The organism is Ruegeria sp. AB8 (assembly GCF_056542605.1).
This window is the reverse complement of record NZ_JBQGAB010000009.1, coordinates 112,771-136,855: the sequence shown is the minus strand read 5'-3', so window position 1 is coordinate 136,855 and position 24,085 is coordinate 112,771. Positions and strand designations below refer to the sequence as shown.

The 24,085-nt window shown below is 59.2% G+C and carries 17 protein-coding genes; 7 read left to right on the top strand and 10 right to left on the bottom strand.

Annotated elements, in window-relative coordinates:
• Positions 1-381 precede the first annotated feature (381 nt).
• On the top strand, positions 382-2,037 hold the full coding sequence (locus tag ACR0CG_RS11345) for an Ig-like domain-containing protein (protein WP_480524895.1): 1,656 nt from the start codon (positions 382-384) through the stop codon (positions 2,035-2,037).
• An 87-nt stretch (positions 2,038-2,124) separates the two neighbouring features.
• Here ACR0CG_RS11345 and ACR0CG_RS11340 read toward each other — a convergent pair whose 3' ends face one another.
• The 7 genes from ACR0CG_RS11340 to ACR0CG_RS11310 all read right to left on the bottom strand — a co-directional run bounded on the left by ACR0CG_RS11340 (position 2,125) and on the right by ACR0CG_RS11310 (position 8,146).
• On the bottom strand, positions 2,125-2,499 hold the full coding sequence (locus tag ACR0CG_RS11340; RefSeq protein ID WP_480524893.1) for a DUF2237 family protein: 375 nt from the start codon (positions 2,497-2,499) through the stop codon (positions 2,125-2,127).
• A 9-nt stretch (positions 2,500-2,508) separates the two neighbouring features.
• On the bottom strand, positions 2,509-3,672 hold the full coding sequence (locus ACR0CG_RS11335; RefSeq protein ID WP_480524891.1) for a serine hydrolase domain-containing protein: 1,164 nt from the start codon (positions 3,670-3,672) through the stop codon (positions 2,509-2,511).
• 79 nt (positions 3,673-3,751) lie between these two features.
• Positions 3,752-4,435 (bottom strand): aminoacyl-tRNA hydrolase, encoded by a 684-nt coding sequence (gene pth / locus ACR0CG_RS11330; RefSeq protein ID WP_480524889.1) that lies wholly within the window; start codon positions 4,433-4,435, stop codon positions 3,752-3,754.
• Positions 4,436-4,586: 151 nt separating this feature from the next.
• The gene (locus tag ACR0CG_RS11325) at positions 4,587-5,237 is read right to left on the bottom strand and encodes a 50S ribosomal protein L25/general stress protein Ctc (protein ID WP_170807711.1); all 651 of its coding nucleotides are present in this window, start codon (positions 5,235-5,237) and stop codon (positions 4,587-4,589) included.
• A 248-nt stretch (positions 5,238-5,485) separates the two neighbouring features.
• Positions 5,486-6,652, bottom strand: a complete 1,167-nt coding sequence (locus ACR0CG_RS11320; RefSeq protein ID WP_480524887.1) for an alpha-hydroxy acid oxidase — start codon at positions 6,650-6,652, stop codon at positions 5,486-5,488.
• A gap of 138 nt (positions 6,653-6,790) precedes the next feature.
• The gene (trpA, locus tag ACR0CG_RS11315) at positions 6,791-7,582 is read right to left on the bottom strand and encodes a tryptophan synthase subunit alpha (RefSeq protein WP_170678260.1); all 792 of its coding nucleotides are present in this window, start codon (positions 7,580-7,582) and stop codon (positions 6,791-6,793) included.
• Between the two features lie 78 nt (positions 7,583-7,660).
• Entirely contained in the window at positions 7,661-8,146 is a 486-nt protein-coding gene (locus tag ACR0CG_RS11310) for an acyloxyacyl hydrolase (protein WP_321251394.1), read from the bottom strand.
• Between the two features lie 198 nt (positions 8,147-8,344).
• Here ACR0CG_RS11310 and ychF point away from each other — a divergent pair, with 198 nt between their 5' ends.
• From ychF to fdhF, 5 genes are all read left to right on the top strand, one after another.
• Positions 8,345-9,442: a redox-regulated ATPase YchF gene (ychF, locus tag ACR0CG_RS11305; protein ID WP_321251396.1), complete on the top strand. Its 1,098-nt coding sequence runs from the start codon at positions 8,345-8,347 to the stop codon at positions 9,440-9,442.
• Between the two features lie 10 nt (positions 9,443-9,452).
• Entirely contained in the window at positions 9,453-9,962 is a 510-nt protein-coding gene (locus ACR0CG_RS11300; RefSeq protein ID WP_480524884.1) for an N-acetyltransferase family protein, read from the top strand.
• A gap of 75 nt (positions 9,963-10,037) precedes the next feature.
• Complete coding sequence (locus ACR0CG_RS11295; protein ID WP_480524882.1) at positions 10,038-10,919, top strand: LysR family transcriptional regulator; 882 nt, start codon at positions 10,038-10,040, stop codon at positions 10,917-10,919.
• Positions 10,920-11,004: 85 nt separating this feature from the next.
• Entirely contained in the window at positions 11,005-12,708 is a 1,704-nt protein-coding gene (locus ACR0CG_RS11290) for an NAD(P)H-dependent oxidoreductase subunit E (RefSeq protein ID WP_480524880.1), read from the top strand.
• Positions 12,709-12,721: 13 nt separating this feature from the next.
• Positions 12,722-15,505: a formate dehydrogenase subunit alpha gene (fdhF, locus tag ACR0CG_RS11285; RefSeq protein ID WP_480524878.1), complete on the top strand. Its 2,784-nt coding sequence runs from the start codon at positions 12,722-12,724 to the stop codon at positions 15,503-15,505.
• A 225-nt stretch (positions 15,506-15,730) separates the two neighbouring features.
• Here fdhF and ACR0CG_RS11280 read toward each other — a convergent pair whose 3' ends face one another.
• From ACR0CG_RS11280 to ACR0CG_RS11270, 3 genes are all read right to left on the bottom strand, one after another.
• Positions 15,731-19,816, bottom strand: coding sequence for a translocation/assembly module TamB domain-containing protein (locus tag ACR0CG_RS11280; RefSeq protein ID WP_480524876.1), 4,086 nt, complete (start codon positions 19,814-19,816; stop codon positions 15,731-15,733).
• Positions 19,813-21,618, bottom strand: a complete 1,806-nt coding sequence (locus ACR0CG_RS11275) for an autotransporter assembly complex protein TamA (RefSeq protein ID WP_480524875.1) — start codon at positions 21,616-21,618, stop codon at positions 19,813-19,815. Before ACR0CG_RS11275 ends, ACR0CG_RS11280 begins: the two co-directional genes overlap by 4 nt.
• Positions 21,619-21,765: 147 nt before the next feature.
• Complete coding sequence (locus ACR0CG_RS11270; protein ID WP_480524873.1) at positions 21,766-22,989, bottom strand: urate hydroxylase PuuD; 1,224 nt, start codon at positions 22,987-22,989, stop codon at positions 21,766-21,768.
• A 96-nt stretch (positions 22,990-23,085) separates the two neighbouring features.
• On the opposite strand from ACR0CG_RS11270, the gene ACR0CG_RS11265 reads away from it, so the two are divergent.
• A complete protein-coding gene (locus ACR0CG_RS11265) occupies positions 23,086-24,006 on the top strand; it encodes a LysR family transcriptional regulator (protein WP_480524872.1) in 921 nt (306 codons plus the stop codon).
• Positions 24,007-24,085: the final 79 nt, after the last annotated feature.

The window sequence follows — 24,085 nt, the reverse complement described above, 5'->3', positions numbered from 1 at the left end:
GTGCGGATTGTCTGGCTTTTGCCGGGTTAGCTTGCAGTGCCGAAACAGCCCTCCTGTAAGGTCTGGTTAGAAAGCTGCTGTGTTTTCCCAGGATTTTTCCGCCAACCCTCAGAATTATTTGCCAAATAGGTGCCGGGATGACCCTCGCGGCAAGCGCCAGACTCGGCGCATCTGGCAAATTCGATACACGCGAAATAATTGAGATTTGGTGAATCTGTACAGCGTTTTGAATTTGAATAAACTCACTGTCAATTCGCAACTTCTGGTTGCTAATCATAATGTGCCCCGGACGGTGTCAGAACTCAGTTGCGCGTTCGGAATGGCATGTCATAAGGCGCATATCCTTGTGTTATGCCCCTATCGGGTTTGTTGGAGGTTGGGATGGTTAACTCCTTTTTTCGCAGGCTGCTTGGCCTTGTCTGTTTGGTTTCAGTCGTTCTGTTCGGCAGCAGCAAGGAAGGCGCGGCCTTTGGTGGGGCTACCTTCTTCAATACACCCATTGCGTCACCCAATGGCGGTTCCGTCCAGTTTACCAACATCCCCGGCGCAACGACTGCATTTGTCGCCCTCAGCGGCAGCGGCCAGGCACCGGGCGGTGCGATTTACTTTGGTGGCGGGATCACGCCGTCTCCGATCATCACTCCGGCCGGATTGACCAACCTCGGTTGGCTGAACCCAACCATTCTCAGTCAGGACGGCGCAGACAGCACATATGCCGCCGACGGTTACATGGGGATCATTTTCACGGCTCAGGAAACCCCGGGTGGGCCGCTTTACAGATACGAACTGGCCCTATCGGGTGTGACGAACACGCAGATTATCAGCACCCGGACGCTGGTGGATACGACCCAGCCCACGGCTTCGGTCGGGGCGCTGACTGCGACCGGGAACGGCACCTTTACCGCGACAATCACCCTCAGCGAACCCAGTACCGACTTTGTTGCCAGTGATCTTTTGGTGGTGAACGCAACCGCGACCATGACCGGTTCGGGTGTCGATTACGTTGCCACACTGACACCGCAGAACAACGGTACAATCGAGCTTTCCGTTCCGGCCGGAGTTTTCACCGACGCCGCAGGCAATCTCAATCTGGCGTCGAACACTGTGACAACCGTGCAGGCCGCAACAAACACGCAGCGTTTGATTCAGGCCTTTCAGAATGCCCGCGCGAATAGCCTGGTCTCAAACCAGCCCAACCTGACGCGGTTTCTGCAACAGTCCGGCGCGGGGGCATTCGATGCGTCCGTATCTCAGGGCGCCGGGTTCCTGAACTTTGCCAGCGATCCGACCTTGCCCATCTGGCTGAACGTTACAGGCAACTGGAGTTCGCAGGACGACTTTGACAGCAGCTATGCTTTGGCGGTTCTGGGGGCGCACCATCAGGTTAATCAGAACCTGTTGGTCGGTGCGATGCTGCAGCTGGACTATGCCGAAACCGAAAACGGCGCGTCCGAGATTGACGGCACCGGGTGGTTTGTTGGTCCGTATGTCGTGGCGAAACTGCCCGAGCATCCGATCTATTTCGAAGGACGTGCGCTTTACGGGAAAGCTGACAATGAGGTTTCGCCTCTGGGCACATACTCGGACAAATTCGACAGTGACCGCTGGCTGGTGCAGTCGCGGGTCACAGGCGAAATCCAGCGCGGGGCGCTGACCCTGATGCCGCTTCTGGATCTGAGCTATGTCAGCGATGATGCCGAGGCCTATACGGACAGTCTGGGCAATCCGATTTCGGCCCAGGATTTCAGCCTGACGACCGTTCAGTTGGGAATGGATTTCAGCCACCCGATCTCCGTCGCACGTGGCAGCATGACCCTGACGGGCGGACTGTCCGGCGTCTGGAGCAGCACATCAGGCACCGGCACCGTACCGGGCGTCGCCCCGATCGGGGACACCACACGCGGCCGTGTCGATCTGGGTCTTGATTACAGGTTGCAGAACAACAGCCTGCTTGCGGCAGGTGTGTTTTACGACGGCATCGGCGAAAGCGGATTTGAAAGCTACAGCGTCGATCTGACGTGGCAGATCAACTTCTGACCGATTGAATCCTTGAAGTCCCGGATCCGTCCGGGACTTCTTTTTCTCAAAAATAAGCCGAAACGGATTCTAAAGACTGACGAAGGGTCAGGACCCGGCTTTGTGCTGCTGCAGGATGTCCAGCGGCACAATGTCCAATGCGCGCTGATGCGTGGCCTCAAGATAAACCCTTGGGGCGCAGCCCTCGTCATGGGCCTGCAGGAACCGACCCGCACACAGACACCAGCTATCGCCGGGCTTGAGGCCCGCGAAATCGAATTCGGGGCGTGGGGTGCTCAGGTCATTCCCGACATATTTGGAATAGGCGAGGAATTCGGCTGTCATAACAGCGCAAACCGTATGGCTGCCCTGGTCTTCGGGGCAGGTATTGCAGGCCCCGTCCCGGAAGAACCCGGTCAGCGGATCACGCGAACAGGGGGCAAGGACACCCCCCAGCACATTGATACTGTCCTGTTTTTGCATAGAGGCATCCTACAGGGTTTGGGCGATCTTGCGGAACATTTCTATGTTCTGATCGCTGACACCGGGTTCGCGGAACTTGCGATCGGCTCCGGTGGTGACAATCAGGACATCCCGCGGCCGATCGAAATAGATGTATTGCCCATAGACACCGCGCGCCAGAAATTCGCCCTCATGCGCGTTTTTGGGGATCCACCATTGATATCCATAGCCGATCTTGCCGGTTTCGGTCGGGGCACTTGGCCATGTCGACTCGGCAATCCAGTCGGCGGGAACAATCTGCTCGCCGCTTCGGGAACCGTCTTGCAGTATCATCTGTCCGAACCGGGCAAAGTCGCGGGTTGTAAAGTTCAGCCCGCCAAGAACAAACGCGACGCCTGCCCCATCCGTGATGTAATACCCATCGCGTTCCAGCCCCAAAGGCTGAATGATCTTTTCGGTCAACAACTCGGAAACACTGCGCCCGGTCGCGCCGCGAATGACCATACCGATCACATGCGTGTCGATTGATACATATTGCCAGGTGTCACCCGGCGCGGCAAAGCTGTCTTGAAGGGACGCGGCGAAGTCGTCCAACTCCCCGCCCAGCGCCACGACACGGCCCATCCGGTTGATGTCCGAGTTATAATCCAGATAGTCCTCGTCAAAGGTCACCCCGCTGGCCATGTTCAGGACATTGCGGATCGTGGCGCCGTCATAAGCGCTGCCGGCCAGTTTGGGCGCATATTTCACCACGGGGTCGTCCAGCGAGTCGATTGCCCCCTCGGCCAACAGAATGCCGAACAGGGCGGACAGATAGCTTTTGGCGACGGACCACGATATCCGCCGATCGTCCGGGCGGGTGTCCAGATAGTATTCTTCGAACCGGATCTGGCCTTTCTGCATCACCAGCAGGGATGTCACAGCGCGTTCCCCGATCCATTGATCGGTTCCCTCAGGCAGATCAAAGCCCGGTCCATAGGGCAGTTCCCATGTCGGGCCGCTCCCGCGCGGCAGATCGACCGTCAGAAAGGCGTCGCTCATGTGCGAGAAATTGTGAACGATCCGCTCTTCCGAGAACAGGGAATTGACCGCCAGAAGCCGCTCGATCTCTTCCCGTTTCCACAGGCCAACGACGACGGCCGCCAAAACCAGCGCCAGAACAATGCGCAACAGCCATCTGAATACAGTTCTCATTCGTCCCCTCCACCTGATCAACACAATAGAAAAGAGGTCCGGGACCTTTCGCAATCCGAACGTTGCGGCAGCAGGTGATTTACCGAAACTTGTCCAACAGCTTTTGCATCGGTGACCGGTCATCCGGAGCCGGAATAGGCTCAGGGTCGTTCGCGGCTTTTGGTGTGGGCTTTTCCGGTGTCTTTGACGACCGCGCAGGCGCCGTCCGCAAAGCCACGGCATTCATGAATTTCCCGCTTTCCCCTTCGGCAAGATATTGGGCCCCGTCCGAAACGCCCCGCAGGACGTCTTCCAGCCAGTCGGCGTCAGCCTTGGCAAAATCGCTTAGCACATAGGCCGAGACCATTTCCTTGCGCCCCGGATGGCCAATCCCCAGCCGAACCCGGTCATAGGCGGGGCTGATGTGTTCGTGGATTGATCGCAGCCCGTTATGCCCCGCGTGACCACCGCCGGCCTTGACCCGCACCTTGCCGGGGGCCAGGTCGAGTTCATCATGAAAGACGGTCACGTCAACCGACTCGAGCTTGTAGAACCGCATCGCTTCACCAACGGACTGGCCGGACCGGTTCATGAAGGTTTGCGGTTTCAGCAGCAGAATTTTGTCCGTGCCCAGACGACCTTCGCAGACCTCGGCCTGAAACTTTGAACGCCAGGGACCAAACCCGTGATCCTCGGCGATGCGGTCCAGTGCCATGAAGCCGATGTTGTGACGGTTTCCAGCGTATTTTGAACCGGGATTCCCCAGGCCGACAAACAGCTTCATCATTTCGTCCTTACATGTCGCGGGCCAATACCTGAATACGTATCAGGTTCATTGCACGGTTCGCCACCGCCTTTCCAGTCCCGCCCGGCCAAAAGAAAAACGGGGCTCTGAAAGAACCCCGTTTCATATCCAGAACCAAAAGGTTCCGAAATTATTCTTCAGCGCCGATTACTTCGACTTCGTCGGCTGCAACTTCGCCCTCTTCGCCGTCTTCATCGTCGCTGGACGACAGACCGGTCGGAGCCGAAATGTTCGCGATCACGAAGTCACGGTCGATGGTCGGCTTGGTGCCGGCCGGCAGATCAACCGACGAAATCGTCACAACGTCGTTGATGTTCAGACCGGTCAGATCGACGGTGATCTTTTCAGGAATGTCACCCGCGGTGCACATCAGTTCGACTTCCGGACGAACAACGGTCAGAACGCCGCCCTTCTTGATGCCGGGCGCTTCTTCTTCGTTGATGAACTCAACCGGGATGAACAGCGCGATCTTGGTGGTCCGGCGCAGGCGCATCAGGTCCAGGTGGGTCGGCAGGTCTTTGACGACGTCCCGCTGAACGTCGCGGCAGATGACGCGAACGTCTTCGTGGCCTTCAACCTTCAGGTTCCACAGGGTCGACTTGAACCGGCCTGCTTTCAGGCGCTTGAACAGGACGTTGAACGGGATCTGGATCGGCAGCGGCTCTTTGTCACCACCAAAAACAATGCCCGGAACCATGCCGTCGCGGCGTGCCTGACGAGCGGCGCCCTTGCCTGTCCCCGTCCGTTCCAGAGCTACGAGATCAGGAATCTCTCCAGCCATGATAATTCTCCAATGTTAGGGCGGGCATCCTCCAAGGCTGTATGCCCGCGTGAAGCCGCGTCCTTAGCTTGATTCATTGGGTTTGGAAAGGGGTTTTTGACGGATTGTCATTTTGCGAGGCTCTGCCTCGCGCTCCGGGATATTTGGGGCCAGATGAAAAACGGATCCGGTCTTCATCTGGCTAAAAATATCCCGGGGGAGACGCCCGTAGGGCGGCGGGGGCAGAGCCCCTGACAACAGCGGCTCTCTCAGTTCTGCCAGCGACCACCGAAGTCTTCTGGGATCAGCAGGTTGTGGCGCCCCAGATCGCCAACATTGCGTTCGCCGCAGAGCGCCATGGTGGTGTCCAGTTCCTTGTGGATGACGTCCAGCGCCGTGGTTACGCCTTTCTGACCCATCGCCCCAAGGCCATAGACAAACGCGCGGCCGATATATGTACCCTTGGCCCCCAGCGCCAGTGCTTTCAGAACGTCCTGACCCGAACGGATGCCACTGTCCATATGCACTTCGACGCCTCCGCCAACGGCGTCCATGATCTGCGGCAGCATTCGGATGGAACTGAGCGCACCATCCAACTGGCGACCGCCGTGGTTCGAGACCACAATGGCATCCGCCCCCAGCTTTGCGGCCATTTTCGCGTCTTCGGCGTCCAGAATACCTTTCAGGATAACCTTACCGCCCCATTGCTCCATCAGCTTTTCGACCTTGCCCCAATCAAGGCTTGGGTCGAATTGTTCGGCAGTCCAGGCCCCCAGCGAGGATGCGTCAGAAACGCCGTGCGCATGTCCGACGATATTGCCGAACTCGCGTCGGCTGGCACCCAGCATCTCGATTCCCCAAGCCCATTTCGTCATCAGGTTGGCGATTGTTTTGGCCGTCAATTTCGGCGGGGCGGACAACCCGTTCTTGAGGTCCTTGTGCCGCTGGCCGAGGATTTGCAGGTCGAGTGTGATCACCAATGCCGAACATTTGGCGCCCTTGGCCCGCTGGATCAGGCGATTGATGTAGTCCTGATCCTTCATCGTATAAAGCTGGAACCAGAACGGCTTGCCCGTGTTCTCGGCCACATCTTCGATGGAATTGATTGACATTGTCGACAGGGTGAAGGGTACGCCGAAATCTTCCGCTGCCTTGGCCGCTTTTATCTCGCCATCTGCGTGTTGCATGCCGGTCAGCCCCACCGGCGCCAGCGCGACCGGCATCGTTACGTCCTGTCCGATCATCTGTGACGCGGTCGAACGCCCGGACATGTCTACTGCAACCCGTTGGCGCAGGCGGATGTTCTCGAAATCCGAGGTGTTTTCGCGAAAGGTCTGCTCGGTCCAGCTGCCGCTTTCGGCGTAGTCGTAGAACATCCGTGGCACGCGGCGTTCATAGATGCGTCTGAGGTCTTCAATCGTTGTAATGACTGGCATGATTCCGGGCCTCGGTAGCTTTGGTTAATTTTATTTACCAATTTCTCTTGCGCTCTGCAACGTATCTCTGGCAGCAAAAAAACCGCAGCTCGCAAAGGCGGGCTGCGGTTGACGCATGAGACGAGTTTTGTCGGCGGATCAGGCCGAATGTGCACCGTCCGCCAGTGACCGGACGAAGCTCAGGATCTGGCCGACCGGCTTTCCCTCGGCAATCTGGCTGACAATGGCTGAACCGACCACGGCGCCATCAGCTATGCTTGCGATTGCCTTCGACTTTTCGGGTGTATTGATGCCAAAGCCCACGATAACCGGCAGATCGGTCTCCGACTTGATCCGAGCTACCTCCGGGCCGACATTGGTGGCCTGCGCCTCGGCAGCGCCGGTGATGCCGGTGATCGAGACGTAATACACAAAGCCCGATGTATTCTGAAGGACGCGGGGCAGGCGCTTATCGTCGGTTGTGGGCGTTGCAAGCCGGATAAAGTTCAGGCCGGCGGCCTGCGCGGGCAGGCACAGTTCGGCATCCTCTTCCGGGGGCAGGTCTACAACGATCAGGCCATCGATTCCGGCGGATTTAGCCTCGGCCAGAAAGTCGTCGACACCTCGGCTGTAGATCGGGTTGTAATATCCCATCAGGACAATCGGGGTCGTATCATCTGTTTCACGGAAAGCCCGCGCCAGATCCAGAGTGCGCTGCAGGGTCATTCCCCCGTCCAGCGCGCGCTGGCCTGCAGCCTGAATCGTAGGGCCATCAGCCATCGGGTCCGTGAAAGGCAGGCCCAGTTCGATCACGTCGACACCGGCGCCCGGCAGACCTTTCACGATCTCAAGCGAGGTGTCGAAATCGGGATCCCCGGCCATGACGTAGGAAACAAAGGCCTTCCTGCCTTCGGCCTTGAGGGCGGCGAACTTGGCGTCGATACGGGTCATCTTCTGTCCTTGCATTCAGGTTTGAACCTGATGTGCAGAAACTTTGCCCGGAAATCAATCCCGCCAAGGCTGAATGGTTCAGAACGCGTAATGATATCTGACCAGGGCCGAGTTGACACCCGGGTTGTCGTCATGGGTGCTGGCGTTGGATTTGTGGGTAATCGCGAAGGACAGTTTGTTGCCATTGTTCAACGTATATCCAAGGCCAACAAGGCTGCGGATCTGGAACTCTCCGCCCAGATCGTTCAACGAGTCGCCTTCGGAAAAGTACCCTGGCATGACGCTGCCTTCGACGAACCATCGGTCGGCGAAGGTGTAGAACCCGATCAACCCGATCCCGATATGAACATCACCAGCCGTATCCACCGTCAGGGCGCTGCCCCAGGTGGCGGACACGCGGGTGGCTTCATAAAAGGGGCGGTGCTGGTACTCGAGCGAGAAAGCGGCTTCATCGTCTGCGTCGCTGTCGGAGAAATCCGAATACCCAGCGCCAAAGATGATGGTTTGAGCGTACGCTGCTGGAGCGGCCATTATCAGCACAAGGGCTGCAACAAAACTCTTCATAACTGTTGATCACTATCTGGTTGTTTGCAACGTCTTACATGGTGAGCTTAGAGCGCAGGATTCAATGCCGGCAATATCACGGATGTCGAACGATTTCGTGATGTTGCATTTTGGACCGGGCCGCCATCTTTCGCTCTGGCTTGCGCATTGACCCGGACCTGCATAGAAGCACCCCTCGAATGGCATCAGGAGACCGTCATGGGCTTTAAAATGGGAATCGTGGGTTTGCCGAATGTGGGTAAGTCGACCCTCTTCAACGCGCTGACCAAAACCGCGGCTGCACAGGCGGCGAATTTCCCGTTCTGCACGATCGAACCCAACGTGGGTGATGTGGCCGTGCCCGATGATCGGCTGGACAAGCTGGCGGCGATTGCAAGCTCGAAACAGATCATCCCGACGCGGATGACGTTCGTTGACATCGCCGGTCTGGTTAAGGGAGCCTCGAAAGGCGAGGGGCTTGGAAACCAGTTTCTGGCCAACATTCGGGAAACCGACGCCATTGCCCATGTGCTGCGCTGTTTCGAAGACGGAGATGTGACCCATGTGGATGGCCGTGTCGATCCGGTAGCTGATGCGGACACGATTGAGACCGAGCTGATGCTGGCCGATCTGGAAAGCATCGAAAAGCGCCGCGCCAATCTGGTGCGCAAGCTGAAAGGCAGTGACAAAGAGGCACAGCAACAGGACCGCTTGCTGGCCCAAGCGCAAGCGATGCTGGAAAGCGGCAAGCCCGCGCGTCTGGTTGAAGTGTCAGACGAAGATGCCAAGGCCTGGAAGATGCTGCAACTGCTGACCACCAAGCCGGTGCTCTATGTTTGCAACGTGTCCGAAGAAGAAGCTGCCGAAGGTAATGAGTACTCGGCGAAGGTGGCCGAAATGGCCGCTGCTCAGGGTAATGCTCACGTTATCATCAGCGCCAAGATCGAAGAAGAGATCAGCCTGCTGGAAGCGGACGAAGCCCAGATGTTCCTTGAAGAGATGGGCCTGGAAGAACCCGGTCTCGATCGTCTGATCCGAGCAGGTTACGACCTGCTGAAACTGGAAACCTATTTCACCGTCGGCCCGAAAGAGGCCCGCGCCTGGACCATCCGCACCGGCACCGCCGCGCCGCAGGCCGCTGGCGTGATCCATGGGGATTTCGAAAAGGGCTTCATCCGCGCCGAGACCATCGCCTATGACGACTACATCGCTGCCAATGGCGAACAGGGTGCGAAAGAAGCAGGCAAGATGCGGGCCGAGGGCAAGGGCTACATCGTCAAGGACGGCGATGTGATGCACTTTTTGTTTAATACTTAGCGCCTGATCATTGACACTGCGCAAGGCGGAAATTTCGGATGCGTCCAGGATCGCGGCAATCTCGATTGAGGTGTGGATCGGTACCTACCTCAAGCGCGGGGTGAATTCGAAATTTGCCGACTTTGCTTTGCAGGAATTCACGCCGTCCAAAATCGGACAGCTTATCCGCGACCCGAATGAGTTCATTCTGGTGTCTGACAATGATGAGGGGATCGACGGGTTCATCCGCCTGTCATCGGAGCGCAACGCGCCTATTGTCGGCTGGTCGGGCATGGAAATCTCGACCTTCTACGTTCAGCCGCGCCATCATGGGAAAGGCATAGGTAAACATTTGCTGAAAGCGGCGCTCCAGTGCTGCCATGACCATAGGGCCGGTCTGGTCTGGCTGACGACAAACGCAGAAAACGACCCGGCCATTGCGTTTTACCTTGCTCAGGGGTTTGAACAGATCGGCGAGACCTTTTTCCATATTGGGGATGAGGGATATTTGAACAACGTTTACGCCCTGCGCCTGAGCTGAGGTTTTCATCAGGCTCTTTCCCCTGTTGAAAATACCGCTAATCTGGGCCTCTCTCCAGACTTTGGGCGCCGCCACATGATCGAAATCCGCGACCTGCAATTGCTCAGCGCTCTGGCGCGGCAACGCCATTTCGCCAAGGCGGCCGAGGAATGTGGGATTTCTCAACCCGCGTTTTCCATGCGCATCCGCAATCTCGAAGATCGGCTGGGCGTTTCAATTGTCCGCCGGGCCAACCGGTTTCAGGGCCTGACCGAAGAGGGCGAGATGATCGTCCGCCGCGCGCGGCGTATCCTCGATGACGCCAAGGCGCTGGAACAGCAGGTGCTGGCCGCGCGGGGTGAGATTACGGGCACGTTGATTCTGGGCGTGATCCCAACCGCGATTGCCTTTACGGGACGGCTGGTCAAGCGACTGCATCAGGCGCATCCACGTGTTGTCACACGGATCGAAACCATGTCGGCCTCGGCCATTCAGCACCGGCTGGACGAAGGCAGTCTGGATGCAGGCATCACCTATGGCGACAGTATCGGCACTGACTTACGGCAGGTGCAGCCGCTTTATGAAGAAACCTATGTGCTGCTGGTCCCGTCCCACATGACCGAGGAAACCGGCCCTATTCCATGGGCTCGGGTGGCTGAATTTCCGATCAGCCTTCTGGAGCCGCAGATGCAGAACCGACGTATTCTAGACCGGATTTTCGCCGAACAGCGCCTGCATCCCCACGTCGTCGCCGAAACCAGTGGCTTTACCGCATCGATGGTGATGGCGCGCGAGGGGCTGGCAGCTACGGTTGTTCCTCGCGTTCTGATCCGGGCGTTGGGTGATCTGAAGGGAACCAAAGTGCTGCCCTTGGTCGATCCCGTTGTCAGCAAACCGATTTGTCTGGCGACCCTCAGTCGTGACCCGGAATTGCCAACGGTCGAGGCTTTGCGTGCCGTAGTGACGTCTTTACGGTGATAAACTGTCGTTATCGTGCGATTGAATTTGGCGATTTGACGATATGCTATTCTGATGAGACACGGAGCCTCAATCGGAGGGCATCATGGCACCATTAGACACCAAGCCATCAGGCGCACCCAAGGGCGTCTGGAAGTCAGGTAAAGGCAAAGGGCGGCACACGCCCAAAGGCCGTCAGTTCACGGATGAGGCGCAGGCGGAAATTCATCGCCTGCTGGGCGACCGCTCGCGCCGCCGCGACCTGCTGATCGAATTTCTGCATTTGATTCAGGACGAACACGGCCATATCAGCGCCGATCACATTGCCGCGCTTGCAGTTGAGATGCGGATCGGACAGGCCGAGATTTATGAGACGGCGACCTTCTACGCCCATTTCGACGTTGTGAAAGAAGGCGAGACCCCTCCGCCTGCGCTCACGATCCGTGTCTGTGATTCTCTGTCCTGCGAAATGGCCGGTGCCCAGCTGCTGCAGAAGGCGCTGGAAGACGGTCTGGACCCGGCAGAGGTGCGTGTGGTGCGTGCGCCTTGTATGGGCCGTTGTGATACCGCTCCGGTACTTGAGATTGGCCACAACCATATCGACCATGCGACCCCCGAAAAGGTGCAGGCTGCGATTGCTGTGGGCGACACTCACGCCCATCTGCCCGACTATGAGACCTTTGCCGCCTATGAGGCCAATGGCGGCTACGCCAAGCTGAAAGAGCTGCGCGACGGTGGTGACTGGGAGAAGGTGCAGGAAGACATCCTGTCCTCGGGCCTGCGCGGCCTGGGTGGTGCTGGCTTCCCATCCGGCAAAAAGTGGGGCTTTGTTCGAATGAACGAGGGCACACGCTATCTGGCCGTGAACGGCGACGAGGGCGAACCCGGCACCTTCAAGGACCGCTACTATCTGGAGCGTGCGCCGCATGTCTTTCTTGAGGGCATGCTGATCGCCGCCTGGGCGGTCGAGGCCGAGACCTGCTTTATCTACATGCGCGACGAGTATCCGGCGGTACTGGAAATCCTGGCCCGCGAGATTGCCGCGCTGGAACAGGCCGGGATCGTCGAAACAGGCTATATCGATCTTCGCCGCGGTGCTGGCGCATACATCTGCGGTGAAGAATCCGCGATGATCGAGTCGATTGAGGGCAAGAAGGGCCTGCCGCGTCACCGTCCTCCGTTCGTGGCGCAGGTTGGGGTCTTTAACCGCCCAACGCTCGTGCACAATGTTGAGACGCTCTATTGGGTCTCGAAGATCTGCCGCGAGGGGCCGCAGATTCTGAATTCAGTTGAAAAGAATGGCCGCAAGGGCTTGCGCAGCTATTCGGTCTCGGGCCGGGTTGCGAAGCCGGGTGTTTACCTGCTGCCCGCGGGTTCGACCATTCTTGACGTGATTGATGCCGCCGGCGGCATGGCCGAAGGTCATGCGTTCAAGGCGTATCAACCGGGCGGGCCGTCGTCAGGTCTTCTCCCCTCCAGTATCGACGACGTCCCGCTCGACTTTGACACACTGCAGCCGCTGGGCACCTTCATCGGGTCTGCCGCTGTGGTGGTTCTGTCCGATCAGGACACTGCGCGCGATGCGGCACTGAACATGCTGCGGTTTTTCGAAGACGAAAGCTGCGGTCAGTGTACGCCCTGCCGGGCCGGCTGTGAAAAGGCGGTGAAGTTGATGCAGGCCGACAAGTGGGATCAGGACCTGCTCGAAGATCTGTGCCAGGTCATGGGCGACGCGTCCATCTGCGGTCTGGGGCAAGCGGCCCCGAACCCGATCCGCCTGGTCATGAAACATTTCGCTGACGAAATCTGAGGGAGACAGAGCCATGCTTGATGCAAGCCCAAACAAGACCGTCACCTTCAACCTGAACGGCGAAGACGTCACCGTGCCCGAGGGCTGGACCATCTGGGAAGCCGCCAAGGGGCAGGGATTCACTATCCCGCACCTGTGCCACAAGCCGCAGCCAGGCTATCGTCCGGACGGCAACTGCCGCGCCTGTATGGTCGAGGTGGAAGGCGAGCGCACTCTGGTCGCCTCGTGCATCCGTCCCGCAGCGGACGGTATGGTGGTCAAGACCGACAGCGAACGTGCCGAGAAGTCACGCGCCATGGTCATGGAACTGCTGGTGGCCGACCAGCCCGAGGAAGCGCACGATACCTCCAGCCATTTCTGGGACATGGCCAAGCTGAACGATGTCAGCGACAGCCGTTTCCCTGCGAAAGAGGCCGAGAAAATCCCGCTGCTGGATGACAGCCACGTTGCGATGCGCGTCAATCTGGACGCCTGCATCAACTGCAACCTCTGCGTCCGGGCCTGTCGCGAAGTGCAGGTGAATGACGTGATCGGCATGGCCGGTCGTGGCCATACGGCGCAGGTAGTGTTCGATCAGAACGACCCGATGGGCGCGTCGACCTGTGTGGCGTGTGGCGAATGCGTTCAGGCCTGCCCAACCGGGGCGCTGATGCCCGCGACCGTGCTGGACGATCAGCAGCACGGCGACAGTAAAGACTACGATAGCGAAACCGAAAGCGTCTGCCCGTTCTGCGGTGTGGGCTGTAAAGTCTCGCTGAAGGTCAAGGACGGTAAGGTCAAGTATGTCGAGGGCATCAACGGCCCGGCAAACGAAGGCCGTTTGTGCGTCAAAGGGCGGTTCGGCTTTGACTACATCCACCACCCGCACCGTCTGACCAAGCCGCTGATCCGCCGCGAAGACGCCCCCGAGAAGGGCCTGAACGTCGATCCCGGCGATCTAAGTACCCATTTCCGCGAAGCGACTTGGGAAGAGGCGATGGATCTTGCCGCCACCAAGTTGAAGGCGCTTCGCGACGAAGACCCGCGCAGCGTTGCAGGCTTTGGTTCGGCCAAATGCACCAATGAAGAAGCCTATCTGTTCCAGAAATTCATCCGCCAGGGTTTCAAACACAACAACGTCGACCACTGCACCCGATTGTGCCACGCGTCCTCCGTTGCGGCGCTGATCGAGAATGTTGGTTCAGGTGCTGTGACCGCGACCTTCAACGAGATCGAAAACGCGGATGTGGCGATCATCATCGGTTCGAACCCGATCGAGAACCACCCGGTTGCGGCAACCTACTTCAAGCAGTTCGCCAAGCGCGGCGGCAAGCTGATCGTGATGGACCCGCGCGGCGTTGGTATGCGCAAGTTCGCAGACGAAATGCTGCAGTTCCGTCCGGGTGCTGATGTTTCGATGCTGAACGCGATCATGAACGTGATCGTCGAGGAAGAGCTGTATGACAGCCAGTACATCCACCGCTGGACCGAGAACTGGGAAGCCGAGAAAGAGCATTTGCGCCAGTTCACGCCCGAGGCGATGTCGCCGATTTGCGGCATCGAGCCCGATCAGCTGCGCCGTGTCGCGCGCACCTTTGCGCAGGCCAAGGCCGGCCTGATCTTCTGGGGCATGGGCGTCAGCCAGCACATCCACGGCACAGACAACTCTCGCTGCCTGATCTCGTTGGCTCTGATGACCGGCAACGTCGGTAAACCCGGCGCGGGTCTGCACCCGCTGCGCGGTCAGAACAACGTGCAGGGTGCATCCGATGCGGGCCTGATCCCGATGTTCCTGCCGGATTACCAGACCGTGACGGACGATGGCATTCGCGCCAAGTTCAACGAGGTCTGGAACTCGGACGACTTCTCGAACGAGAAGGGCCTGACCGTTACCGAGATCATCGACCAGATTTATGCGCGCAACATCAAGGGCATGTATATTCTGGGCGAAAACCCGGCCATGTCCGACCCGGATGTGAATCACGCGCGTGACGCGCTGGCCAAGCTGGACCTGATGATCGTGCAGGACATCTTCCTGACCGAAACGGCGAACTATGCTGACATCATCCTGCCCGCCTCGGCGCTGTATGAAAAGAACGGCACTGTGTCGAACACCAACCGTCAGGTGCAGCGGGTGCGGCCTGCTGTGACACCTCCGGGCGAGGCGCGCGAGGACTGGAAGATCACCGTCGATCTGGCGCAGCGGATCGGGCTGAACTGGGATTACACGGACGTGTCTCAGGTGTTCCATGAAATGAAGCTGACCATGGCGTCGCTTGACAACATCACGTGGGAGAGGCTTGAGACCGAAACCATCACCTATCCGTCGCTCAGCGAGACCGATCCGGGGCAGGCGATTGTGTTCGGTGACGGATTCCCGCGCGCGGATGGCCGAGCCCGGTTCACTCCGGCCAGCGTCATCCCGCCGGATGAAGCGCCGGATGACGAGTACCCGATGATCGCCACCACCGGCCGTCAGTTGGAACACTGGCACACCGGGTCGATGACCCGCCGTTCTAATGTTCTCGACGCTGTTGAGCCGGAAGCGAACTGTTCGATGAACCCCCGCACGCTCAAGCTGATGGGGATCGAACCGGGTGAGATGATCCGGCTGACCACCCGGCGCGGGACGATAGACATCATGGTTCGAGCCGATCGGGCGATCGCTGAAGACATGGTCTTCATTCCGTTTGCCTATGTCGAAGCGGCGGCGAACATTCTGACCAACTCGGCGATCGACCCCTATGGGAAAATCCCCGAGTTTAAATTCTCGGCCATTCGCGTTGAAAAGATCGGGGATGCCATCGCAGCGGAGTAGGCGCCGCGCACGACAAAAATTCAGGGGCGGTTCTGATCAGAGCCGCCCTTTCGCGTTTCACACCATCCTGTGCCGGTCATGCCTGTCCAAAACTGTGCAGCGTCAGTTGCGCCTCAACGCGCCGCATTCGCCAGAGAGCTAGGCAGGCAGACAAAAAACGCGCTTTGGTACAGGACAAAACAATCTTACACACCTGTCCCGATGGTTCTGGAACCGCAACTGGCCCTAGTAGTCGCGTTCGAAAAAGACACCCAAACCTGTTTCACCACGCCCGTCGACCGTGCCACGCACGGTGAAACTGTCGGTGACATCCAGATTCAGGTTCACTTCGGTGTCGCCTTCAGTGTTGACCGTGAAATCAGTGTAGAGGTTGTCGCTCAGATAAGCACCTGCGCCCAGACGGCCCGCACCGCCCTCCGAGGCGCCAATATCGACGGTATCCACGCCCGTCGCATCGCGCAGCCCTTTGGTTGCGTCCCCGCCTGCACCGCTGAGTTGCGCCAGCGACGCCGCCATTTGCGCGATCACAAAGGGTGAAAGTTCGGAAAAGCGATTACCGAACAACAATATCGCCAGGGCCTCTTCCGCAGGGCGTTCAGGGTCGGAAAATATGTCGACCTGAGGCGCATCCAATGGCCCCGCAATTTCAATCGTGGAGGTGCCGTCCGATGTGCTGGTTGAGGATTCGAACTCGATATAGGGTGTCAGATCGCCCTGAAGTGTCACGACACCCTTGGTCAGCGCCAGCCTGCGCCCCAGAATGTCGAAGTTGCCCCGGATCAGCTCAATCTGACCGGACGGCACGATGGATGCCGTGGTTCCACCGATATTGATTCTGCCCCCAAGTTCAGCGTTTACACCGCGGCCGCGCACAAACACGGCTTTGGGGGCCAGCAGGCTGACGTCCAGCGCAATCCGGGAATCGCTTTTGGCTTTGTCCCCGGTCACGACTAGCTGCGCGCGTTCCCGGGTCAGGAAACCGGCCGCGCTTTCGTTCACATGCGTGATGTTGGGGATGGGTGCCGCGCCCACCGCGCCGGATGCTGCGGCGAGGTTGATGTTGGTCTCGTCGAATGTGATCTGCCCGGCGATCGAGCTGTTGCCCGCCAAAGCGCCGGTCATGGCGATCTGGCCGTTCAGCGTCGTTTCATATAGCAGCCTGTCAGTCAGCACGAGGCTGTTGAGAACGGTCGTGATGTTGGCATTGAAGGGTGGCGTCAGGTCTATTGGGCCGTTGACCGTAAAGGACCCGCCAGCCTGCATCCCGCCGTTCAGCGCGACGGTAGCGCGGCTTTGCGCCAGGTCGACCGAACCGCTGATCCCCGTCACGGTCTGTCCAGCCGCGGGAATGGCCAGAGCTGTACCGGAGGTTGTAACCGTTCCGCTTAAGGCCGCCAGTGACGGCGCGCCGTTCAAAGCAAGATCAAACCGCGCCTGACCATCGATCTTGTTGGGTGTGATAAACACATTGGCGATGCCCAGGTTCAAACCACCTTGCGCGGTCAGGTCGGCCTGACCGGTGGTCTCGCTAAATGTCCCCGAGACATCGCCGCTGATTTCCGCAGGTCCATCGGCCTTGGCGCTGACGGTCCAGACGCCGTTGTCGCGTTTTGCCGTACCCTTGGCCGCAATAGTCCCCGGAAACTCGGGCACAAACCGCTCGATTTTGTTGAATCGCGCGTCAAATTCCAGATCGGCGTTTCCGTCCAGTCCAACATTGCCGTCCAGACTGGCATAGGAGCTGTCAGGGCCTTGCAGGCTGACGGTGCCTTCCAGACCTGATCCATCGGGTGCTACATTGCCGGTCAGGGTCAAAGGACCGGAAAGGGTATTCGCCAACCTGGCCAGATCATCCAGTCTGACGTTGAAGGTCAGCCCCCCGTTTTCGCGGTTTAGTTCACCGGACGCGTCCGCGGACAAGGCCGTTCCCTGCAGACGGAATGCCCGGATATCGACGGTTTCCTCGGTTTTCTCGGCGTCCACCGTCAAAGTCGTGCGGCCCTGAATCAGTTTGTCCAGCGCTTCGATGCCGGTCTGGATGTCGCGTGCATCCAGATCGCCCTTGATGTCAAAAGTCCGGTTGGCCAGCGCGGCGGTCCCATTGGCGTCGGCCCGCACCGAACCCGCCAGATCGCGTTTGGCCAGGCCGGAGAACAGCGACAGATCCGGCGCGTTCAATTGCGCCTGTCCGTCAACGGACAGATCCCCTGTCGGATCCTGCACAATCGCCGAGACCTGCGCGTTCAGTGCGGTGCCGTTTACCGTGGCGTTACGGATATCAATTTTGTCGGCGGTCCGGGCGCCATCCCACTCAATAGTGGTCCGACCGGTCAAAAGCGGGTCGATGTCCGAAAGTCCGGTTGTGATGTCTTGTCCGATTACGCTGGCCGTTCCGTCAAACTCCAGCGTTTGCGCGGTTCCCTGACCGTCGAGGGTGGCCTGAACTGCGCCGCTCAGTTCGCGCTTTGCCAGACCCGAAAAGACGGAAAGATCCTGCGCGTTGACGCTGGCCTGACCGTCGATGGTCAGGTTTCCGTTCGGTGTCGTGACCTCACCGCTCGCAGCCGCCTGCAAGGTTTCGCCGTTTACTGTGAGGTCACGGATGGTGACGCCGTCCGTGTCGCGCTTTGCATCCACCAGAATGGTCGTTTCGCCGGCAATCACCGGATCGATATCGTCCCGGCCCGTCAACAGATCGCGGGCCTCGACGTTCAGCTTGCCGTCAAAGCTGCCTTCCAGCGGTGATCCGTTTCCCTCGACCCGGGCCGAGACCTGTCCGCCCAGATCAAGCTTGGCCAGTTCCGAGAACCGGGACAGGTCCGTTGCGTCCAGGGTCGCCGTTCCGTCAATCGTCAGACCGCCGGCCAAACCGCTTATCAATGCGTCTGCCCCAAGCGTATAGTCTGAACCCACCAGTTCCACACCCGACAGGGTCAACGACTGATCGCTGCCGTAGCTGAACAATCCGTCCAGTGTGATGCGATCGCCCAGTGCCGCGTTCAGCCCGGCATCGGCCAGATCGATCCCGTCCAGCGCGGCTTGAATGTCACCTTCGAATTGTAAGGATGCACCTTGTTCCAGTGTTCCCTGGCCGGTGATCTGTGCCCGCTGCAACCCGATTTGCGGCGATTTGAAAGCGTTGGTTGTCAGGCTCAAATCCCAGAGGTTGCCGTTCTTCTGATCGAACAGCGCTGAAATCTGAGCCGCTTCGATAGATGTTTGACCGCCTGAGACTGGCAGCACGACAGTTTCGCCATCCGGTGGAGTTATCCGCCCTTGCAGGGCCGCCAGTTGCAGTACACCGCCAGGGGCAAGCTGCAGCTCTCCCTTCAGCTTCAGCGCCTGCGAGGAAAACTCGAGATCGGAAATGTCCAGCGCGCCGTCCGGCTGCGTCCGGCCATCGACAAACAGACGCGTGTCAGGGCCAAAGAACGTGTCCATGTTTTGCGCCAGAAATGGCGTCAGGTCGCCTTTCAGATCGGTTGTAAAGGCGATGCCGTCACTTGACGCGCCACCTGCCTCCGTGGCCGACCGCAACCGGACCTGTCCTGCGACACGCTGCTGGTTGTCACTGCTCAGGCCGATATCCGCTGTGAAATCCGTAAGGGGACCTGACCCGGTGGCGGTCAGACCGATCGGTGGGCTGTCGGGTATCTTCAGCGCCGTCGAGATCAGCCCGCCCGAATCCTCGACCACTTTCAGGTCCAGACGGATTTCACTGCTCGCGTTCTCAAACCCGGCGGACAGGCTGATCTGGTCGCCGGCCTGGTCCAGTCGCGTGACATCCAGTTTGGTATCCAGCGTGCCGTCTGCCAGCGACAGATTTCCGTTCACGGCGAGCTCGGCCGCGACCCCGATCAGGGGTTGGCCCAGCGACAGCTCGTCTACCCGGATTTCGCTGATTTGGATGGCAACGGGCAATTCAGGCAGCTGAAACGGCTTGGTTTCAGCCGAAGGCGCGGGGGTGTCCTTGGTGGTTGCCCCAGGCGCGCGGGCGATGTCGATTTCCTGCGCAGTCAGGGCGTTGACCGAAAAACGGCCGCGGATCAATGCAAGCCGGTTCCAGTCCAGCACTGCATCCTTGATGGTCAGCCAGACGCCTTCGTCATCGGCCACGGTGATTTCTTCGATGGTCGCCCGTGAACTCAGCGCGCCCTGAAGGCCCTTGACCCGGACGTTCTGGTCGTCGCCGGACAAGGTGTCCTGCAGGAAATTCTCCAGCATGCTGCCGCCGCCATCTTCCTGCGCGGTCACGGGCGATGTGATCAGCACCGCGCCGATCAGCACCGGATATGAAAGCCGCCGGATCAAAATGCCTGTCCAATCCCGATATAGAACTGCAACCCGCTGCCGGTGTCGCCCTGAACCGGCCATGCCAGATCAACGCGCAACGGGCCGAACCCACCTAGATCGTATCTGGCACCGATACCGGCACCGGCATGATACTCGGCACCGCTGCCGATGAAGGATGACGTGTCGACCGTGCCATAGTCGTAGAACCCGACCAGAGACAGTGAGTCGGTGACCTTGCCGCGTACCTCTCCGGACAGGCCGAGAAAGGACTTGCCGCCCGCCACGCCGGTTCCCACCGGGATGCCGAGGCTTTCAAAAGGTTGTCCGCGCACGGTTCCCGCGCCGCCCGAGAAGAACAGAAAATCCGGTGTCACCCCGTCCGGTGACGGCCCCAGAACCGACCCCAGCTGCACGCGGCCGGCCAGCACCAGCCTGCCGCCGGTTCCGAAACTGGTATAGCCGCGCCCGTCCACAAAAATGCGCAGGCCGGACTCGGTCTCGGACAGTCCGGCAAAAGGCATGGCATTCGCATCAAGATAGAACCCCCGCGTGGCGCTGACCTTGCTGTCGCGCTGGTCCCATTCCGACCGGAAGGGGAGGATGAAATACCTGAATTTGCGCCCGGAGCCGTAGGCATCATCCGCATCCGAATACTGGAACCCTGCTGATGCCTCGGCATAAAGCTGGTCCGAGAAGGTGCGCCTCGCACCATATGCCACTGAGGCCACGGTAACGTTGTAGTTTTCGGTGTCGCGCCGCTCCAGCAGGGCGCTCCAAAAGGTGCTGTCGTCGGGGCCCAGCCTGTCTGGCTGATCCAGTCGCAGGCCAATCCGCCCATCGATATTCTCGGCCCCGCCAATGTTGCGGATCGCGGCCTCGAACCTCAGCCGCTGCGCGCGCCTGAACACATTTCGATGGGTCCATGTCGCGGTCAGATCAAGACCATCGCGCGAGGCAAGCTCGCCCCCGAGTGTTATGCGACGCGGGGGCAGATCCTCGAACGTGGCATCAAAATCCAGCGAGCCATCAGGGTTGGGTTTTTCCCGCTCCTTGATCGAGACAACATTGAACGTCCCGGTGCGGCGCAGACGGGTTCCGACTTTCTGAACTTTTTGCGGGGAGTAGACTTCGCCCGTGGGAAATCCAGCGATCTTTTCTATCGATCTGTGCCGCACGGTGGTGTCGCCGTCGATGAACATCCTTCCGAATGTCAGGCGCGGGCCGGGCGCCAGATCGATCTCGGCATCCAGCTTGGATTGTTTGTGCCGGGCGACGACCTTTTGTCCAGCAACGTCCGCCTTTGCGTGCCCAGCGTCTTTCCATGCCTGAACACCTGTGGACGTGGCCTGCTGGATCGCGCCTGTTGTCGCACGTTTGCCGGTGGCAAATTCCTGGGGCAATACGGTCAGCGGGGCCAACGGCTGCACAAGCGCTGTTCCGAATGTAAAGACCGGGCCCGTGTTCACAGTGATGACAGCGCGCTTGATCTGGCTTGGAACGCTCAGCGAACTGAGATCGGCCGCTTCCTGTCCATCCAGTTTGATGCTGACGACCGGGCTGAAATACCCCTCGTCATACAGGATCTGGACGATGGTGCGGTAATCCGAAAGAGCCGCGGACAGAATTTCCAGCGGAGTGTCCAGCCCGCGCGATTTGGCTGTTGTTACCGAAGAGTTTTCCTTGAGGCGGTCCACCACTTCTTTCGGCGCTCCGGGCGCCGTCAACGTGGTTTCCAGCGCCGCCAATGTGGTCGGCGCGATGGCCACGACAACGCCAAACAGCCAGCACTTAAGAATGGCGCGCGGCCTTCTTCCCTGCATCAAATGGCTCCAACTGCCCCAACTCGAAATCACTTTGGCCGCCTTGTACGGTTCGGCGGCTGTTCGACTTCATGTTAGACCATCTGATGGGGTGCAGGAAAAGGGAAATGACGTGCGAATTGCGATTTGTGGCAATCTTTTGTGGGGTCAAAGACCCGCATTGCGGAACCAGCGGATCAGGGCGTCGCGGTCCTCGGGCTCCATGAAGGTGACATTTGCAGGCGGCATCGCATGACTGACGCCTGCCTGCAGATAGATCTGCTTTGCGTTTCTTGCGATGTCGCCTTCGGTTTCCAATAGCACGCCCTTGGGTGCCCACAGGATACCCTCCCAGACCGGTTCGCGAGCGTGGCACATGGAGCAGCGGCCCAGCACGATGTCATGCGCCTCTTCGAACCCGTCTGCGGCGGCGAATTTTTGTTCATAAGGCGTCAGCGGCTGCGCTTCGGCCTCTTCCAGCGGCTTGTACATCGGCGCGGTCGACAGCCACATGATGGCGATGAACAGCAGGGCGGTGACCAGCCAGGTCCAGGTCGGATTACCGGCACGGGCATGGCGGGTGTTGAAATAGTGCCGGATGGTGACACCCATCAGAAAGACCAGCGCCGCGATGATCCAGTTGTATTCGGTCGCAAAGGCCAGCGGATAGTGATTCGACAGCATCAGGAACACGACCGGCAGCGTCAGGTAGTTGTTGTGCGTGGACCGCAGCTTGGCGATTTTGCCGTATTTCGGGTCCGGTGTGCGCCCGTTCTTCAGGTCATCCACCACGATGCGCTGGTTGGGCATGATTATGAAGAACACGTTCGCCGTCATGATTGTGGCCGTGAAGGCCCCCAGATGCAGCATCATTGCACGGCCGGTGAAGATCTGGTTGTACCCCCAACCCATTGCCACCAGCAGCACGAACAGCAGTACCATCAAAAGGGTGGGGCGTTCGCCAAGACCTGATTTGCACAGGTAGTCATAGGCCAGCCAGCCCACGGTCAGCGAGGCGGCCGAGATCAAAATCCCCTGCCACAGCGCCAGATCGGCCTTTTGCGCGTCGATCAGATACAACTCGCCGCCGACCCAATAGACGATCATCAAAAGCGCCGCCCCGCTGAGCCAGGTCGCATAGCTTTCCCATTTGAACCAGGTCAGGTGGTCCGGCATCCGCTCGGGCGCGACCAGGTATTTCTGAATGTGGTAGAAGCCACCACCATGCACCTGCCATTCCTCGCCATCGGCGGGGCCGGGGATGTCGCGGTTCAGCCCAAGATCCAACGCTATGAAATAAAAGGATGATCCGATCCACGCGATGGCAGTGATCACGTGCAGCCAGCGCACAGCAAAGGCTATCCAGTCCCAGAACACGGCGAGGTCATACATGCAAGAAGTCTCCGATTGCTTGCCGTCACACTAGGCAAAAGGGATTTTCTTCGGTATTCCCGTATATTGTCAAACTGTATCAAAAAAATCGATAAGATGTCCTATCTCGAGAACATCCGTACCTTTGTCCGTGTCTATGATCTGGGCAGCATGTCCGCTGCGGGTCGAGACCTGCGGATCTCCCCTGCCGTAACCTCGGCCCGGATTTCGCAGCTTGAGGATCATCTGGGCGTGCGTCTGTTTCAACGCACCACGCGAAACCTCAGTCCGACCGAACAGGGTCGCGCCTTTTATCCCGGTGCGGTCGCGGTTCTGGATGCGGTGGATGAGGCCGAGGCGCAGGTTGTCCATCTGACCGAAGCGCCAAGGGGATCGCTATTCGTTGCGGCGCCGTTGGGGGTTGGCCGCCGGTTGCTGGCTCCGCATGTGCCTGATTTTCTGTCTGAATACCCGGAGATTGACGTGCGCCTGCGGCTGACGGACAGGTCGGTTGATCTGACCACCGAGGGCCTGGATCTGGCATTTTTCATTGGCCAGCCAGAGGACAGCACCCTGCGGATCAGAAAGATCGCGGATTGCCAGCGGGTTCTATGCGCCGCGCCGGATTACGTGGAACGCAGGGGCATGCCGCAGACCGGCGCGGACCTGGTTTCGGACAAGCATGAATGTCTGAACCTTCGTTTCCCCGGCGCGACAGAGTTCCAATGGCTGCTGGAAACACCCGAGGGCCCGAAGCGATACGCTGTATCAGGTCGCTTCGAATGCGATGACGGCGATGTTTTGACCGATTGGGCGTTGTCCGGGCAGGGGATTGCGATGAAACCCGCCTTTGAAGTGGCGGAGCATCTGAAAGCGGGCCGTTTGGTGGCCGTTGCGACGCAGACGCCGCCGGTGCCTGTGCAGATGGCATGCCTCTATACCCATCGCCGCCATCAGGACCCCAAGGCGCGGTTGTTTATGGATTTCATGATCTCGCGTATCGGTAAGGTCGTGCGCAGCTCGCAAGCGAAGGGTTGAGCCGAAGCTCCCGCCGCCGTTTGCGCCTTGCAGGCGCGGCACAGCGTTGGGCCCGGCGCCGCGGCAAGGCCGCGGCGCG

Excerpts from the sequence above, each read along its gene's own strand:
- ACR0CG_RS11335 (WP_480524891.1), bottom strand. The coding sequence starts at position 3,672 with ATGAGAACTGTATTCAGATGGCTGTTGCGCATTGTTCTGGCGCTGGTT.
- trpA (WP_170678260.1), bottom strand. The coding sequence starts at position 7,582 with ATGACCCGTATCGACGCCAAGTTCGCCGCCCTCAAGGCCGAAGGCAGG.
- ACR0CG_RS11265 (WP_480524872.1), top strand. The coding sequence starts at position 23,086 with ATGTCCTATCTCGAGAACATCCGTACCTTTGTCCGTGTCTATGATCTG.
- ACR0CG_RS11290 (WP_480524880.1), top strand. The coding sequence starts at position 11,005 with ATGGCACCATTAGACACCAAGCCATCAGGCGCACCCAAGGGCGTCTGG.
- ychF (WP_321251396.1), top strand. The coding sequence starts at position 8,345 with ATGGGCTTTAAAATGGGAATCGTGGGTTTGCCGAATGTGGGTAAGTCG.
- ACR0CG_RS11270 (WP_480524873.1), bottom strand. The coding sequence starts at position 22,989 with ATGTATGACCTCGCCGTGTTCTGGGACTGGATAGCCTTTGCTGTGCGC.
- fdhF (WP_480524878.1), top strand. The coding sequence starts at position 12,722 with ATGCTTGATGCAAGCCCAAACAAGACCGTCACCTTCAACCTGAACGGC.
- ACR0CG_RS11320 (WP_480524887.1), bottom strand. The coding sequence starts at position 6,652 with ATGCCAGTCATTACAACGATTGAAGACCTCAGACGCATCTATGAACGC.
- pth (WP_480524889.1), bottom strand. The coding sequence starts at position 4,435 with ATGAAGCTGTTTGTCGGCCTGGGGAATCCCGGTTCAAAATACGCTGGA.
- ACR0CG_RS11295 (WP_480524882.1), top strand. The coding sequence starts at position 10,038 with ATGATCGAAATCCGCGACCTGCAATTGCTCAGCGCTCTGGCGCGGCAA.
- ACR0CG_RS11340 (WP_480524893.1), bottom strand. The coding sequence starts at position 2,499 with ATGCAAAAACAGGACAGTATCAATGTGCTGGGGGGTGTCCTTGCCCCC.
- ACR0CG_RS11325 (WP_170807711.1), bottom strand. The coding sequence starts at position 5,237 with ATGGCTGGAGAGATTCCTGATCTCGTAGCTCTGGAACGGACGGGGACA.
- ACR0CG_RS11345 (WP_480524895.1), top strand. The coding sequence starts at position 382 with ATGGTTAACTCCTTTTTTCGCAGGCTGCTTGGCCTTGTCTGTTTGGTT.
- ACR0CG_RS11275 (WP_480524875.1), bottom strand. The coding sequence starts at position 21,618 with ATGCAGGGAAGAAGGCCGCGCGCCATTCTTAAGTGCTGGCTGTTTGGC.
- ACR0CG_RS11310 (WP_321251394.1), bottom strand. The coding sequence starts at position 8,146 with ATGAAGAGTTTTGTTGCAGCCCTTGTGCTGATAATGGCCGCTCCAGCA.